Below are 16,472 nucleotides of genomic sequence, written 5' to 3'. Positions count from 1 at the left end.
GGGGGGGTGGGGGGGGGGTGTACTCCCCCCCCAACGTCTCCACCCCGACAACCCCCCCCTTATGGCGGGTTACTCCCACAACCGGCCCGCCCCCCCGGGGGCCCGCCCCCCCCGCGACTCGCTGTTCTATATCGCCGATACCGGCGTCCGCTACGGCATTCCCGATCTCGCGACCGCCGAGACGCTCGGCCTCGGCCGCAAGCCCAGGCTCGCTCCTTGGCAAGTCGTCGGCCAGCTGGTGCCGGGCCCATCCCTCATCCGTGCCGATGCTCTCGTCGCGCACGACGTTCTGCCGTAGGTCGGCCGCCCGCCGAGAGGAGGACCAGGAAGTGACGGAACCAACGGAATCCAACGATCCCCCGGACGAGCAGGGCACGGTCGGTGAACCCGAATTGCGCCGAGTGTCGGTGATCGGCGGGCGAACCCAGGTCGATCTGGGACTGCCGGCGGCGGTGCCGGTCGCTGTCTTCATCGGCGACGTGGTGGCGCTGCTCGAATCCCGGACGCCGCCGGCGCCGGACCGGGAGGATGCCGAGCCGCCCGCGGCGCAGCGCTGGACGCTGGCCCGGCTGGGCCGCCCGGCGATCCGGCCGGACGAAACCCTCGCCGACGCCGAGGTTCTCGACGGTGACCTGCTCACCCTGCGGCCGTTGACTGAGAAGGAGGCGCCCGCGTTGTTCGACGACCTCATCGACGCCGCAGCCCGGTTGACCCGCAGCGCTTTCCGGAGTTGGTCCGACGATTCGGCGCGGGCCGCTGGCCTGATCGTCGCGTTGGTGGCGGTGCCGTTGGCGGTGGTGCTTTTGGTCGTATCGGAGGCGCAGTTGGGTAGCGGCGCGATCGCGGCATCCGCCGGTGCCGGAACACTCGGTGCCGCGGTGATCATCGCGCGGCGGTATTCGATGCCAGCGGTTGTCGTCGTGCTCGCGTTATGCGGGCTGGTGTTGCTGGGATCCGGAGTGGCGCTGCTGGTTCCCGGCGGCATCGGTTGGCCGCACGCGTTGCTGGCGTGCGCGGTGATCGTGAGCACGGCGGCCGCGGTGCACCGGTTCACCGGCATCGGTGCCACCCTGACGGCCGCCGCCATTACCACGGGCACATTCGCCGGTGTGGTCGCCGCGGTGTCGACGGTGTGGCAGCTCGCGCCGGCGCAGGTCGCGGCGGCGACGGTGGCGGTCGCACTCACTGCCATCACACCCACGGCGCAACTGGCGCGCATGGCCGCCAAGCTTCCGGTGCCACCGGTGCCGACCGCGGGCGGTGCGATCGACCCCGCCGATCATGAACCGCGCCCGACGATCGAGGGCATCGGTGCCATCGGCGCCACCATGCTGCCCTCGGCGGCGGGGCTCGCCGACCGCGCGAAGGCGGCCAATCGGTATCAGTCCGGCATGATCATCGGCGTGACGATCGCCGCCGCGGCGGGTGCGTTCGTGGCGGCGGATCCGCTGGGTTCGCCGCGGTGGCAGGGTGTTGCGCTGGCCGGCATCGTCGGGCTGATCCTGTGTTTGCGGGGTCGGGCGTACGCCGATCTCACCCAGGCGGGCACCTTGATGGGCGGCGGTGCGTCGGTGCTGTTGACGGTGCTTTTCGCGCTCGGGCTCGGCGCCGGTGATCGGCTGATTCCGGCGGCCTGCGGATTGCTCGTGCTGGCCACTGTCGCGGTGTTCCTCGGGGTGGCGGGCCCATCCACCGATATCTCCCCGATCACGCGCAGAGCCGGTGAGCTTTTCGAGTACGGCATGATCATTGCGGTTGTCCCCCTGGTGGTGTGGATCATGGACCTCTATTCGGTGGCGCGGAACATATGAGCGCCGCACGCCTGGTCTTGTTTCGGCGGTTGACGGTCTGCGTCGCAGCGTTGGCGGTGGCCCTCGGGCCTGTCACCGGGCCAGCGCGAGCGATCCCCGTCCCGGTCATCCATCCGGAACTTCTTCCGCCACTGGATCTTCCACCGCGCCCGCCGGAAGAAACCGAGCAGAAGTCCTTCTGTCAGGTTCCGATGCTGACGCCCGCGCCGCCCCGTGCCGCGACGGTGGCGCACCGTCAGCTGGACCTGACCACGGCGTGGGAGTTCAGCAGGGGCGGCGGACAGCGGGTCGCGGTGATCGACACCGGTGTGAGTCGTCATCCGCGGCTGCCCGATCTGGTTGCGGGTGGTGACTACGTTTCCGGCAGCGACGGCACCGACGACTGCGATGCGCACGGCACCCTGGTCGCGGGCGTGATCGCCGCGCGACCCGACCCGAAGGACGAATTCTCCGGTGTCGCACCAGAAGCCGCGATCATCAGCATCCGGCAGGTGAGCCTGGCCTTCGAGGCGAAGGATTACAACCGCAGGAAGGATCCGGGCGGGCTGGCGGTCGGCGGCTACGGACACGTGCAGACCTTGGCGTTGGCGGTGCTGCGCGCCGTCGAACTCGGGGCGACGGTGATCAACATTTCCGAAGTCGCCTGTGTCCCTGCGGGAGTCGAGATCACCGATGGTGGGCTGGGCGCCGCGGTGAAGTACGCCTACGACCGTGGCGTCGTGGTGGTGGCGGCCGCGGGCAATCTGTTGGACAGCGGCCCCTGCGCGACCCAGAACGAGGGCGTCGGCTGGAATGCGGTGCGGACTGTGGCCAGCCCCGCCTACTTCAGTCCCTACGTGCTGTCGGTGGCGTCGGTCGACCCGGATGGTGCGCCCTCGTCTTTCTCGTTGTACGGCCCGTGGGTTTCGGTGGCCGCGCCGGGCCGCGACGTCACCTCGCTCGACAGTCGGCCCGGCGCAACGGGTTTGGTCAATGCCACGCCAGGCGAGAACAACGCGCCCATCCCGGTGAACGGTACGAGTTTCGCCAGCGCTTTCGTGGCGGGCGTAGCGGCCTTGGTGCGCGCGCGGTTCCCTGGTTTGACCGCCGGGCAGGTGATGGATCGGATCATCCGGACCGCGCACGCGCCCGGTCCCGGCCGCGACGACCGGATCGGTGCGGGGATGGTCGATCCGGTCGCGGCACTGACCGCGCAGTTGCCCGAACATCCGGTCCAAGCCGGCGCGAAAGACGGCAAACCGATCACCGCCGAGGCCGCCCCACTCTGGAAAGACCCGTGGCCCGAACGAATCGCGGTCATCGGATCCATCGCCTGCCTGGCCGCACTCGGACTCGGACACGCGATATCCATCGCGTATCGGCGTCCCGAGCGTCGTCGCGAGTGGACCGACGAGTAGGCGGGCGACTCGATGAACAACAGCGACGGCACCGAGGGGTTCGTGCGCCTGGCGCGGATCGCGCCACCGCGGGCACCGGGCGGTGAGGTGGATCTGACCGCGCCGCCCGAACTGCCGCGGCCGGTGCAGGCCGGATTGTTGATGAAGCTGTTGCCGGTGGTGATGATCGTCGCCGTCGTCGGCATGCTGGCGCTGATGTTCGCCACCGGCGCCCGCAATCTGCTGTCCAATCCGCTCACCATGATGTTCCCGATGATGATGCTGATGTCCATGGGCGGCATGTTCTTCGGCGGTATGGGGCGGGGTGGCCCGAAGAACGCGGCCGAGCTCAACGAGGACCGCAAGGACTACTTCCGCTATCTGGACCAGCTACGCAAGGATGTGCACAAAACCGGTGTGGCGCAACGGAACGCGCTGTTGTGGAGCCATCCCGCGCCGGCGGACCTCGAGTCGTTGATCGGCACCAGGCGGATGTGGGAGCGCAGGCCCGCCGACCCGGACTTCGGGCACGGGCGCATCGGCGTCGGCAGCCATCGTCTCGCCACGAAACTCGCGCGCCCCGAGACCGGCCCGTTGGAGGATCTGGAACCGGTGTCGACCGTGGCGCTGCGACGGTTCGTCCGCACCCACTCGGTCGTGCACGAATTGCCGACTGCGGTGTCGCTGCGGGCATTTCCGGCTATCAACCTCGAAGGTGAGCGCGCCGACACCCGGGCGCTGGTGCGCTCACTGCTGATGGAGCTGTGTGTATTTCACGGACCCGATCATCTCGCGGTCGCCGTTGTCTGCGCCGAGCCCGACAGCCCGGACTGGTCGTGGGCGAAATGGCTTCCGCACCTGCAACATCCGACACAGCGTGACGGGATGGGCTCGGCCCGCATGATGTATGACTCGCTGGCCGAATTCGAGGCGGTCTGGGCGGAGGAGCTGTTGGAGCGGGGCCGGTTCATGCGCAACGCGCCGCCGACGACCGGCCGCGTCCACTTCGTGGTCGTCATCGACGACGGCTACGTCAGCGGCAGCGAACGGATGGTCAGCGAGTCCGGCCTGGACTCGGTCACCGTGCTTGACCTCACCGCCCCGCCCGCCGGCCTCGCCGTCCGCCGTGGCCTGCAGTTGGTCGTCACCGGCGACGGCATGATCGCCGCGAAATCCGCGGCGAACGTGGAGAAGTTCGCGACCAGGGATCTCGTGACTCTCGGCGAGGCAGAGACGTTCGCGCGCAAGCTGGCTCGCTTCCGGGTCGCCACCGCCGCGCAGATGGTCAACCTCGGCGACGACAGCCGCACCGATCCCGGTCTGATGGCGTTGCTGCGGATTCCGGACGCCGCGCGCATCGACCCGGCCACGGTGTGGGCGCCGCGCACTACCCGTGAGCGGCTGCGGGTGCCGATCGGGGTGACACCCGACGGCACACCGGTAGAGATCGACATCAAAGAGTCGGCCGAGAACGGCATGGGCCCGCACGGGCTGTGCATTGGCGCCACCGGGTCCGGAAAGTCGGAATTCCTTCGGACGCTGGTGCTTTCGCTCGTGACGACGCATTCACCCGATCTGCTGAACCTCGTGCTCGTCGACTTCAAAGGCGGCGCGACGTTCCTCGGCTTGGATCCGCTGCCCCATGTGGCGGCGGTTATCACCAATCTCGAGGAAGAGCTGTCGATGGTCGACCGCATGCGTGACGCGCTCGCCGGGGAGATGAACCGCCGCCAGGAACTACTGCGCGCCGCGGGCAATTTCGCCAATGTCACCGAGTACGAGAAGGCGCGCGCGAACGGCGCACCGCTCGACCCGTTGCCGACCTTGTTCGTGATCGTCGACGAGTTTTCCGAATTGCTGTCGCAGAAACCGGATTTCGCGGACTTGTTCGTGATGATCGGGCGCCTGGGTCGTTCGTTGCGGGTTCATCTGCTGCTGGCGTCGCAGCGGCTGGAAGAGAACAGGATGCGCGGTCTGGACAGCCATCTCAGCTACCGCATCGGTTTGCGTACCTTCTCCGCGGGCGAATCACGCCAGGTGCTCGGCATCGCCGACGCCTACCACCTGCCCGGTGTGCCGGGCTCTGCCTATCTCAAGAGCGATGCCGATGATCCCTTGCGATTCAACACAACCTACGTATCCGGCACGTACGCACCGCCGCGCCGCGCCGGTCGCCTGCGCGGCAGGGGCGCCGGTGATTGGTCGGTCGAGCGGTTCACCGGCGCTCCGGTGCGGCTGCGCGCGGCGCCGGCGCCGACCCGCGTCGAACTGCCCGATCTCGACGAATTGGGCGCGGAAACGGCCGACGACGAACCGGACGGGCAGGAACAGACGCTGTTGCAGGTGGTGGTGCGGCGATTGACCGGCCACGGCCGGCCAGCGCACGAAGTGTGGCTGCCGCCGCTGGACGTTTCGCCCACCGTGGACATGCTGCTGCCGGATCCGGACTGGCGCTCGCCCGCCAATCGCAGTGGGCGGCTCGTGTTGCCGATCGGCGTCATCGACAAACCCTACGAACAGCGGCGCGACGTACTCACCATCGATCTGGCTGGGGGACAAGGTCATATCGCGGTCGTCGGCGGCCCGCAGTCGGGCAAATCGACCACCCTGCGCGCCATCATCATGGCCGCCGCTGCGACCCATACGCCCCGGCAGATGCAGTTCTACTGCCTCGATTTCGGCGGTGGTTCGCTGGTGGCACTGCGCGGGCTCGCGCATGTCGGTTCGGCGGCGGGGCGGCTGGAGACCGATCGGGTCCGCCGCACCGTCGCGGAGATGACCACACTGCTGCGGCAGCGCGAGGAACGCTTCCACGCGCTCGGCATCGAGAATATGGCCGAGTTCCGTCGGCGCCGGGCGGTGTCGCCCGATGACTCGGCCGATGACCTGTTCGGCGATGTCTTCCTGGTGATCGACGGCTGGATGGCGTTCCGCGAGGAGTTCGAGTCACTCGAGCTGGCGGTCAATGCCATTGCCGCCCAGGGGCTCTCGTATGGAGTGCATCTGGTGATCGCCGCGGCCCGGTGGACCGAGATCCGGCCGGTGGTCAAAGATCAGATCGGTAGCCGCCTCGAGCTGCGGCTGGGCGACCCGACGGATTCGGAGATGAACCGGCGCATCGCGGTCAACGTGCCGATCGGGCGGCCCGGTCGCGGGCTGACCGCCGAAGGACTACATATGCTGCTGGCGCTGCCGCGTCTGGATTCCGAGGTCGATCCGTTGTCGCTCGCCCAGGGCGTGGCCGCGGCCAAGGAGCGGATCGCGGCGTTGTACGGCGAGGTGAAAGCCCCTGAGGTGCGGATGCTGCCCGAGCGGGTCGACCGGGCCGCGGTGATCGGCGCCGCGACGGCCGAGGGCATCGAGCTCGGTCCCACCCGCGTCGCGATCGGCCTCGGCGAATCCGAATTGCAGCCGGTGGTCCTGGATTTCGATGTCCAGCCGCATCTGCTGATCTTCGGTGATGTGGAGGTAGGCAAGACCACCGTCTTGCGCAACATCGTCACCGGCGTCGTCGAGCACTCCACTCCCGAGCAGGCCCGCGTCATTCTCATCGACTACCGGCGCACCTTGCTCGGCGCGGTCGAGGGCCCGCATCTGGCCGGCTACTCGACATCGTCGCAAACCTCCGTCGGCATGCTGCGCGAAGTCGCCGGGTATCTCGCCGAACGCATTCCCGGCCCGGACATCACGCCGCAGGAGCTGCGGGACCGCAACTGGTGGACCGGGCCCGAGATCTACGTCGTCGTCGACGACTACGACATGGTGGCGGCCCACAATCCGTTGGTCGCGCTGCTGGAGTATCTGCCGCAGGCGCGCGATATCGGGCTGCACGTGGTGATCGCGCGCCGGTCGGGCGGGGCGAGCCGAGCGCTGTACGACCCGGTGCTCGGTCCGCTCAAGGACCTGTCTGTGGACGGGTTCCTGATGAGCGCGCCGAAGGACGAGGGCATCATCTTCGGCGATGTTCGCTCCGCCAAGTTGCCGGTGGGGCGCGGTACTCTCGCCTCGCGCAACCGCGACAGGGAGATGGTCCAGATCAGCTTCCTGGAGGCATGATCTGCTGCCGGAGACAGCGGCGTGCTGGCAAACTCGCCGATCTTGAGGGATGATGGGCGGCGCGGGGGTGGTAGCGAGGTTCGAATGCGGCGTTGGAATACACCCACCCCCAGCACCTTCGTCGGCCGCGAGCAGGAGCTCGGCCAAATCGTCGAAATTCTGACAGGGCCGGTGCGGCTGCTGACCCTGATCGGGCCCGGCGGGATCGGCAAGACGAGTTTGGCCGCCGAGGTGATGCAGCGCTATCGCGGCACCGCCGGTCGGCCGGTGCATTGGGTGCGTCTCGCACGGCTGAAGACCAGCTCGGATTCGGATGTGATCGAACACGAGATCTCCCAGGCCGTGGTGGGGATCGATTTTTCGAACAGGTCGCCGTGGGATGCCATGGTCGATACTTTTACCGCGACGCCGCCGCTCCTCGTGCTCGACAACTGCGAGCATGTGGAGAGCGGTGTCGGCGATGTCGTCGAGCGACTACTCGATGCGGTCCCCGACTTGACCATCGTGGCGACGAGTCGCAAGGCGATCGGCTGGGTCGACGAGCGCCGATTCACCGTCCCGCCGCTCACCCATTTGGATGCCGTCGCGCTGTTCCGGCAGCGAGCCGAGTTGACGGAGCATCCGGTGGCGACCGGCGATGATCGCACCGTCAGCGCTATCTGCCACCGTCTGGACAATCACCCGCTCTACGTCCGGCTGGCCGCCGCGCGTCTGATCCGCAGGTCACCGGAGATGATCCTGGCGGAACTCGACGTCGGATCCGGGGACGACCGCCGCCTGGAATGGGCCGATGGGCCAGCGTTCGGCGGTGATCCGCGCCATACCGCGGTCGCCGACGTCATTGCCTGGTCCTATGACCTGTGTTCGCCACAGGAGCGCCTTCTCTTCGAACGGTTGTCTGTCTTCGTCGCGGGCACCCCGATCGAACCGCGGCACGGCGCGCGACTCGGTTCGCGAGTCGGCGTCGACCTGGAGGCAGTGCGAGCCGTCTGTTCCGGCGCCGACGCGACGGGCACCGTCGATCTCCCGCCGGAGCGGATCCCGGCGTTGTTGGACAACCTCGTCGACCACTCGCTGGTCAGCATGCACGTGGATCGCACTACCGTCAGCTACTCCCTGCTGGAATGCACGCGGGTGTTCGCGGAGCATCGCTTGCGGGAGCGCTCGACAGTCGACGTCGACGAACCGCAGCGCTTGGCGCACCGATTCCTGCTCTACTACCGTGACAAGCTCGAATTCGTCGCGGGGAACTGGTACGGGACCGCGGAGTCGGACCTCTACGACTGGGCCGCGGCCGCGTGGGACAACATCCGCAGCGCGGTGGAACTCGCCATCGCCACGCCGGACGAAGTGATCGCCGGCCTGCGGATGTGTCATTGGGTGCTCGGCTTGCGGCTGCCCCTGGTGATGGGTGCGTGCCGAGAGACGCGGCGACTGACCGAACAGGCGTTACAGCATGCCCGCACGCTGGCCGCGCCACCCACCGATCTGATCATCACGACGATGGCCCAGCTCGTGTTGATCGACGTGATCCAAGGCGACCGCGGCGATACGGCGGGGATGCTCGACGAGTGTGTTGCCATGCACTTCGCGACTGTCGCGAGCACGGAATCGCCGACGCGGTGGCGCGACAGCGCGGACACCGATATCGGATTGCCTCCCGCGGTAGAGGTGGCGTGGGGCCACGAGCTGATCGCTCACCGTGATCCGCGTGCGATCACCGTCCTGGAACGGGCGGCACGTAAATGCGAACAGTCCGGCGATCTGGCCGGCGCTTCCTACTGGGGCCAGGCGGCCGGGATGGCGGCGGCGTTGCTGTCGCCGAACCATCCGGCCGTCCATCGCGCCGAGCGGGCCGTGGCAGATGGGGCGGGCTCGGCCCGGGCCACCTGCTGGGCGCAGGTGATTCGCGCGATCGCGATGACGAACGACGGAGATCCGGAGCAAGCGCTGGAATTGGAAAGCCGGGCGCTGACCGCGCTGCTCGAGGTGCGTGACGAAGCCGCGACGTTGTGGGCACTGCACGCGCGGATCTGGTCGCTCGCGCGTCTCATCGCGGATCTGGCCGCGCAAGAGCGCCCCGATCGAGAGCGCATCGTGGCTTTGGCGTTCGACGCCGCAGAACTGACCGGCGGAGTGTCGGCATGGCGTGCGGCACGCGGTGTCCGCATCGCCGAATCGGGTCCGTTCCGGGACGAGTCGGTGCGAGCGGACAGCATCGTGCGCCAGGCGCTGGGCGACGAGCGCTACCTCGACGCCACATCGCGAGGGACTCGACTACATCCGCAACGTGATGTCGATGCCTCGCTGTTCGCGCTGGCAACGCGATCCGCAGGCTCGGGAATTCGACGCCCGCGCTCGAATACTGGCGCGCTGTGGCAGCAGCTCACTCAGGCCGAGCAGGACGTGGCGCTGCTCGCGTCACGTGGTTTGCGCAATGTCGACATCGCCATGTGGCGCGGCAGCTCACGCAAGACCGTCGACGCTCAAATCGCCGCTGTACTGAAGAAACTGGCGATCGCCTCCCGCGCCCGCATCGCGGAGTTCGTGCCAGCCGAGCTTCGCCGCCGCGAAACCCTTTCGGACTGAACCGAATCCGAGGCTGCCGCCCCATCTCGTGAACGGGCCTGACTTTCCCCATGGTGAGAAGGGCTGGGCGGCCACGTATTTGGTGGTGCGACCATGCGAGCGTTGTGCCGTGGCCGGGAACAAGACGATGTGAAGGAGCGCTCAAATGGGAGGCGAGTCCGATGATAAGGTGTGGGAGCGGCTGAAGGAGCAGGCCCACGGGTGGGGCGGGACAATTTCGGTTCCGAACAACCTGGCCAAAAAGGCCGCAAAGACGCTCGGGGAGGCGGAGGGACGCCTGACGGCGATCGCTGATCGGAGTAATTGGCTGGCATTCGACCCCGGTGCGTTCGGCGCGCTTCCGGCTCCTGTTGGTAGCAACAATCTCGGGAACGAGTTCAGAGCGCAGGGCGATAAATTCCCTACTATTCTGGGCAAGCATCGGGATACGGTGCGGAATATACGGACAGTGTTCGTTCTGGCGGACGCACGGTATAAGAGCGGTGAAGCGAAATCCGCGCAATGGTTTCAGCGGTTGGAGCCGGCCCCCAAATCGGTCGGAGATGGTCTGCTGGCGCCCGGTGGGTCTGACGGCGAGCGAAGCCCCGCGCCCACGCAAACGTCTGCGAATTTCACGGCAGGGCGCGAGGGCAGGCCCGCGTTGGGTACGCTGGGTGGGCACCATATCGAATTTTCGCGCGCGGCAATCGACTACGTCGATGGGGGCCACCTCAGCTGGTTTGAGCTATACACGCTTGGTCACACGATCGATGCAGGGTCCGTTTACAAAGCTGCCGAGAACTGGCTGTGGCTGCAATACGAAGTTCGCCTAGTGTATTTTCAGCTCGAAAATAGCAAGTATGAACTATTCAATGGGTGGACCGGTGTGGGGGAGCGGTCCGGAGAGAAGGCGGCCGCGGCCGCGTTCGGGCGCTTTCAGGAGGACATCGACGCGCTGCGGCAGAGCATGGAGGTGATGGGAGTCCAGTTGGCCACTGCGGCAGGGTGGTTGGCGGCGACAGTACCGTTGATGCCCCAGACCGGTTCCCCGCCCATCGGCTTCGAATCAGAGGGCCTCTACCAAGCCAGGGCCAACTACAACGCACATTATCTCGCCGGATTCCTGGCGACGAAGGTGCCGGTTCTCTCCGAAGGGGCGCGTTAAGGGGTCGCTCGGCGGCCGCATGAGGTGTTCCCAGCTGTGGTGAGGGGCGGTGGTGAGATCGGCTTGAACCGGCATGGTGGTTGGTGTGGGAGGGGCGGTGGGCCTGACGCCCGATGGGAGATGGGAAGTGAAGCACCGCTACATCCGCAACGTGATGTCGATGCCTCACTTTCCGCGCTGGCAACACGATCCGCCGGCTTGCGGAGTCGGCGCCCGCGCCCGGGTCCCGTCGCGTTGTGGCAGGAGCTCACGGAGGCCGAGCAGGATGTGGCGTTACTCGCGTCGCGCGGCTTGCGCAATGTCGACATCGCCATGTGGCGCGGCAGCTCACGCAAGACCGTCGACGCCCAGATTGCCGCCGTCCTGAAGAAACTGGCGATCGCCTCCCGCGCCCACATCGCCTAGTTCGTGCCAGCCGAGCTTCGCCGCCGTGAAACGTAGCGCTTCGTTCCTCCAACGCAGGAGAGAATGAAGTCGGCTGAACTGCAGTAACACTCACCTCACGGTTCGGGCCCATGGTGCTTCATCTGCGAGATGGTCTATGCGGCAGTCCCTTCGAGATGGACCCCGGGCTGGTCCACGAAGGCTGATTTTCCGTTGGCGAGAAGGATTGGACGGTCATGTATTCGGCGATGCGACCATGCGAGCGTTGTGCCGTGGCCGGGAACCAGACGATGTGAGGGAGCTGTCAAATGGGAGGTGAGTCCGATGCTTGGTGGGAGGGGTTCAAGACGCGTACCCACGGGTCGGGTGGGACCATTTCGGTTCCGCACGACTTGGCCAAGAAGGCTGCACAGACGTTAGGAGAGGCCGAGGGAACGCTGGCGGCGATCGCCGACCGGAGCAACTGGCTTGCATTCGACCCGCGTTCGTTCGGCACTCTTCCGGCTCCTGTTGGGGGCAACAATCTCGGGAACGAGTTCAGAGCGCAGGGCGATAAACTCCCTGCTCTTCTGGCCAAGCATCAGGGCCGGGTGCGGAGTATGAGGGAAACGTTTGTTCTGGCGGACGCTCGGTACAAGAGCAGTGAGGCGCACTCCGCGAATTGGTTTCAGCGGTTGGAACCGGCCCCCAAATCGGTGGGAGATGGTCTGCTGACGTCCGGTGGGTCTGACGGCCCCCGAAGCGACGTGCCCGATATAGCTGGCGTCCCTTTCACATTGGGACGCAGAGGCGAGTCCCTGTCGCTTAAGCTAAGTCGTGATCAAATTTCGCCCAACGAAATTGACTATGTTGATGGGGCTGCTCTCTGGTGGGGAGATTTGTACAGACTCGGGCAAACGATAGATGCCGGGTCCGTTTACAAAGCTGCCGAGAACTGGCTGTGGCTGCATTCGGAAGTAGACAAACTCCGTCATGAGCTCCTCCCCCTTTCCTGGACTGTATTCGAAGGGTGGACCGGTGTGGGGGAGCGGTCCGGGGCAAAAGCTGCCGAGTCCGCGTTCGGGCGATATAAGGAGGACCTCGAAGCGGTGGCCGACAGCATGTGGGTGATGGGATTCCAGTTGGCCACTGCGGCAGGGTGGTTGGCGGCGACAGTACCGTTGATGCCCCAGACCCCCCTCCCGCCCGTCGGCTTCGAATCAGCGGTCTTCCAAGCCAGGGCCAACTACAACGCACATTATCTCGCCGGATTCCTGGCGACGAAGGTGCCGGTTCTCTCCGAAGGGGCGCGTTAGGGGGTCGCTCGGCGGCCGCGTGAAGTGTTCCCAGCTGTGGTGAGGGGTGGTGGTGAGATCGGCTTGATTCGGCATGGTGGTTCCTGGGGGAGGGGCGGTGGGGGTGACGTCCGATGGGAGATGGGTAGTGAAGCACCGCAAGCCGAATCGGGTGCCGGGGCGAGCGTGCCTGCCGTTGGCCGCGACCGCCGTGGTCCTGACCCTCATGGCGGCGCCGGCGACGGTCGCACCGGCGGATCCGGGGGTGATACCAACTACGCCCGCTCAGCCGGGGGTGAATCCCAGCCCGGGGACGGCACCGGAGCCTTCGGGACCCGGACAAGGTCCGCAGAACCCGCCGCAACCGCGGTCCCGCCAGCCGGGCGTAACGGATCCGAATGCCCCGGAGGGAGGAACGGTGGTCCCCGAACGGCAGGGCGTCGCGCCGGGCGACGGTCCGGGCTCGGCCCGGCCGGGGCCCACACAGCCCGGGGTGACGACGCCGCGGGCGGCGCCGCTTCCGGTGCCCGGTCAGCCCGGACCGGCGGGTGACGAACAGCGTCAGTCGAACGATCCCCGGCCCGGTGAGCGAATGCCGCCCGAGCAAGTCCGCCCGATCGATCCGGGACCGGCTACGGGCGGCGGGCAGGCCAGCCCGATGGTCGACGCTGTTCCCGACCGCGAGCCACAGCCACCACGCTGGGAACCGCCCTTGATCGATACGGCTCCGCAGGCGCCGACCGTGGATATGACCGGCCCGCACACCGAGATCGGCGCGAGTGTCGATGGCGGTCCGCTGTTGCCAGGATTTGCCGCCAACTCTCATCATTTCAGCAATCCGGACGGCTATGTCGGCACGGTGGCGTACCGGCTACCCACCGGAATCGGAGAAGCGGGAGCCGCTCTCGATTTCACCGAAACGGACTCGATCAAGGTCACTGCCTTCGCACGTGGGGCCGGGACCGAGGACACCGTGACCGAATTCGTCATCGGCACAGCGCAACTCAATGCGATGAAGGCGTCGGTCGAGCAGTGGATACGGCTGCAACCCGGCGGTCCCGCCATCCTTGCGGAGGCTGCGCGGCTCACGACACTTCCCGAAGGGGAACTGCCCACGCAGTCCGTAAACGTCGGCGGGGCCACCGCGCAATGGGCCGCCTCTGTCGAGCGCCCGTGATTGACGGCGCACGACACCCACGTGCAATTCGCGCCGAGCCGTCCCAACGGCGGTTGCGCCAGCGGGCCGTCGATCAGGTCGGCGAACATGGTCTCGATGACGGCGTGGCAGCGGTGCCATGGCGGAGCTCCGTCCGACGGAGGCGATTGCGCGGATGAACGCTCGCGAATTCGAGCGGGCAATGCGCCATTGACGGCGGTACATAGCACCGCCGACCGCCCGCGACGTTGATTCCCGCTTGTGGGAAGAGCGCGGAGGGGCCGGCAAATGTCATGTCACGATGCGGCTAAGTGTTGGGCTGAGTCGAGGAGTTGTGCGATGGCGGGCGTGATAAGTCTCAGAATTGCTCGCTTACGAAAGGGTGCGACGCGTCTGGACGGACTACAAGACGGATCTGAGGACGCGCGGAAGAAGCTGGCGTCGGATTCCGATGCGCTCGGCGAGCCGTGGGGGAACGACATGTACGGGAAGCCATTCGCGAAGGACTACCTGCCGAGCCGGGCTGCGTTGCTGGACGCGCTGTCCGGGTTGGCGAAATCGTTCGGCGATTTCGGTACCGAGCAGCGGAAAGTGGCGGACTATTTGCACACGATCGAGCACGACCGTAACGCCCGGTACTTCGGGCAAGGCTGATGAGCGAGTCTCCCGAAGACCCGGACCTGGGGCCGGATCTCGCGTTCAGCCTTACCCAACGGCCGAAGGTCGAGGAGGCGGCCGCGCCCGACGACGCGGATCCCGAGGTCCGTGCCATGGCGTTGGTTCGCGCGGCCGCGCGGGAGCTGGCGGCCGCGGCCCCCGACGGCTGGCGGCGACTGACCGCGGTATTCGTCCTCACTGTCGCCGCCGAGCTGGCGGCGGTGCGCTATACCGACGGTGAATCGACCGCGGACGCCCAGCCGAATCCGGCCGTGATGGTTCCGGTGCGTGAATTGCGGGCACTGGCAGCTGGTTTGGCCGATGGTCCTTGGCTGCGGATGGAGCTGACGGTCGAGGCATCGGGGAAGGTCGATGTCGATTACGACTACGGTGACGAGCCGATCCCGTCGGATCAGATCTTCCCGCGCGAGGCGTATCTGGCTGACCTGGAGGCGTTTCCGCGCCGCCGACTGCCGATCTGGCTGGGCGCGTACCTCTTCCATGACGGTCGCCAGGCTCGCCCGCCTCGGGTGGCCGCGCAAAGTGCGGTGTCGGTGCGCCGCACCACCGACGAGCTGCCGCCACTCGCGGTGCTGTGGGCGCGATGGACCACGCTGGCCGCCGTGCACGGTGCGCTCGATTCCCAAGCGGGCCCGGGCATTCTGCCGTCGCTCGGGTGGTTCGAGGGCGCCGGGCGCAGCGGGTCGACGTTGTATCTGCTGTCCGGCGGCCGTGCCGTGTTGTCGGGCGGCCAGGGCGACTCTCCGGAGCTGGCCGCCGCCTACAACGATCGTGGGGAGCTGCCGGACCTGTATGCCGGTGCGCCGTATTGGGTGACCAACGCGGTGTTGAATCCGCGCGCCGCAGACGGTCTGCTGTCGTTCTGCTATTGGTGGGAGGGCGGCAGCTGGCGGCACGGCGACTCGCCCGCTCCCCGTGACATATCCGACGCGCTCCCGCTCGTACGTACCGAAGGCGAATTCGTCGACTACCTGCTGCCATTGCTGACCGCGGCACTACCGACGTCCGACACCGGTGACGTCCCGGATCGCTCAGCTCAGATCCGTTCTGCCATAGCGATACTGGGCGATGCTGCCGAATCCGGCGTCGTCACCAGGACTGCGGTGGCGGCGGTGCTCGATGACGTCGAACGGTTCGATGTGGCCGCCGCCTACTTCCGGTTCGACGCCGCGGGACTGACCACCGTGTCGCCGTCGCCGCTGCCCGCCGCGGAAGCCATCGCGACGGTGCGTGACTACATCCTCGACCGTGGCCTGGAGACACCGGGCTACCCCGTGACGGAATTGGTGGCCTCGCGGGTCGGGATCGGCTGGATGGTGCATGTGCCCGCTCCGGAAGGACAGATCATGTTGGGCCGCGCCATCTTCTACGTCGCCGACGACGGAGTCCTGGAGCGTTCGTCCTCGTCGACACCGCCCTCCTCGTATCAGGTCGGGTTCGAGGAGCGCTTCCATCAGCGGCTTGCGGTGACCGGGTGAGGAGTGACGGTATGGACGAAGCGCAGAAAGTACGTGAGCAGGCCGCGCAAGCCATGGATGTCTTGCGTGCGGAGCTGGCCGAGCTGGCGCGCATCCAGCGCAAACGCACCACATTGATCGCCACCGGCGAGGCCGCGGAGCGACGAGTCATGGTGTCGCTGAACGCCGATGGCGTCATCATCGAAACCCGGTTCGCCGATGACATCGGCGATCTCGGCCATGAGGAGATCGCCGCCGCGGTCACCGAGGCCGGTCAACGGGCGCACGCGGAGCTGTCTCGCATGAACGAGGCGATGATGCGGCCGCTCACCGAGCAGCGCGCGAGGCTGCCGAAAATGTCGGAAGTCATAGCCGATCTCAGTGACTTCGAAGGCATGCGCGACATCGACGGCCTCGGTGAACTGGACAATCTGCTGACCACGCCACCGCCGGTGTCGACCGCACCCCCCGGATCACCCGAGCGCCGAGTCGGCGACGCCGAGGGGACGAGTCCCGATTCCGGTGTCAAAGACGAACTCTGGTGAGC

12 protein-coding genes are annotated in these 16,472 nt (G+C 67.1%); all 12 read left to right on the top strand.

The window, feature by feature from the left end:
• Window positions 1-61: 61 nt before the first annotated feature.
• Window positions 62-298 carry a type VII secretion protein EccB gene (locus ACIG5A_RS07350; RefSeq protein ID WP_397238735.1) on the top strand — a complete coding sequence of 79 codons (237 nt, stop codon included), beginning with the start codon at window positions 62-64 and terminating at the stop codon, window positions 296-298.
• 31 nt (window positions 299-329) lie between these two features.
• Window positions 330-1,811: a type VII secretion integral membrane protein EccD gene (eccD, locus tag ACIG5A_RS07345; protein ID WP_397238733.1), complete on the top strand. Its 1,482-nt coding sequence runs from the start codon at window positions 330-332 to the stop codon at window positions 1,809-1,811.
• Between the two features lie 191 nt (window positions 1,812-2,002).
• Window positions 2,003-3,208 (top strand): type VII secretion-associated serine protease mycosin, encoded by a 1,206-nt coding sequence (mycP, locus tag ACIG5A_RS07340; protein ID WP_397238731.1) that lies wholly within the window; start codon window positions 2,003-2,005, stop codon window positions 3,206-3,208.
• A 12-nt stretch (window positions 3,209-3,220) separates the two neighbouring features.
• Entirely contained in the window at window positions 3,221-7,243 is a 4,023-nt protein-coding gene (gene eccCa / locus ACIG5A_RS07335) for a type VII secretion protein EccCa (RefSeq protein WP_397238729.1), read from the top strand.
• A gap of 84 nt (window positions 7,244-7,327) precedes the next feature.
• The gene (locus ACIG5A_RS07330; protein ID WP_397238727.1) at window positions 7,328-9,832 is read left to right on the top strand and encodes an ATP-binding protein; all 2,505 of its coding nucleotides are present in this window, start codon (window positions 7,328-7,330) and stop codon (window positions 9,830-9,832) included.
• Between the two features lie 145 nt (window positions 9,833-9,977).
• Window positions 9,978-10,976 (top strand): hypothetical protein, encoded by a 999-nt coding sequence (locus tag ACIG5A_RS07325; protein WP_397238725.1) that lies wholly within the window; start codon window positions 9,978-9,980, stop codon window positions 10,974-10,976.
• Between the two features lie 198 nt (window positions 10,977-11,174).
• Window positions 11,175-11,381, top strand: coding sequence for a LuxR C-terminal-related transcriptional regulator (locus ACIG5A_RS07320; RefSeq protein WP_397238723.1), 207 nt, complete (start codon window positions 11,175-11,177; stop codon window positions 11,379-11,381).
• Window positions 11,382-11,668: 287 nt separating this feature from the next.
• Window positions 11,669-12,655 (top strand): hypothetical protein, encoded by a 987-nt coding sequence (locus tag ACIG5A_RS07315; protein ID WP_397238721.1) that lies wholly within the window; start codon window positions 11,669-11,671, stop codon window positions 12,653-12,655.
• Window positions 12,656-13,346: 691 nt separating this feature from the next.
• A complete protein-coding gene (locus tag ACIG5A_RS07310) occupies window positions 13,347-13,811 on the top strand; it encodes a hypothetical protein (protein WP_397238853.1) in 465 nt (154 codons plus the stop codon).
• Window positions 13,812-14,129: 318 nt separating this feature from the next.
• Window positions 14,130-14,444, top strand: a complete 315-nt coding sequence (locus ACIG5A_RS07305; RefSeq protein ID WP_397238719.1) for a hypothetical protein — start codon at window positions 14,130-14,132, stop codon at window positions 14,442-14,444.
• Entirely contained in the window at window positions 14,444-15,946 is a 1,503-nt protein-coding gene (locus tag ACIG5A_RS07300; RefSeq protein ID WP_397238717.1) for a hypothetical protein, read from the top strand. Before ACIG5A_RS07305 ends, ACIG5A_RS07300 begins: the two co-directional genes overlap by 1 nt.
• Window positions 15,947-15,957: 11 nt before the next feature.
• The gene (locus ACIG5A_RS07295) at window positions 15,958-16,470 is read left to right on the top strand and encodes a YbaB/EbfC family nucleoid-associated protein (protein WP_397238715.1); all 513 of its coding nucleotides are present in this window, start codon (window positions 15,958-15,960) and stop codon (window positions 16,468-16,470) included.
• Window positions 16,471-16,472: the final 2 nt, after the last annotated feature.

Source organism: Nocardia sp. NPDC052566 (assembly GCF_044547285.1).
In the GTDB taxonomy this organism is placed as follows: Bacteria; Actinomycetota; Actinomycetes; order Mycobacteriales; family Mycobacteriaceae; genus Nocardia.
This window is presented reverse-complemented; position numbering and strand designations above follow the sequence as displayed.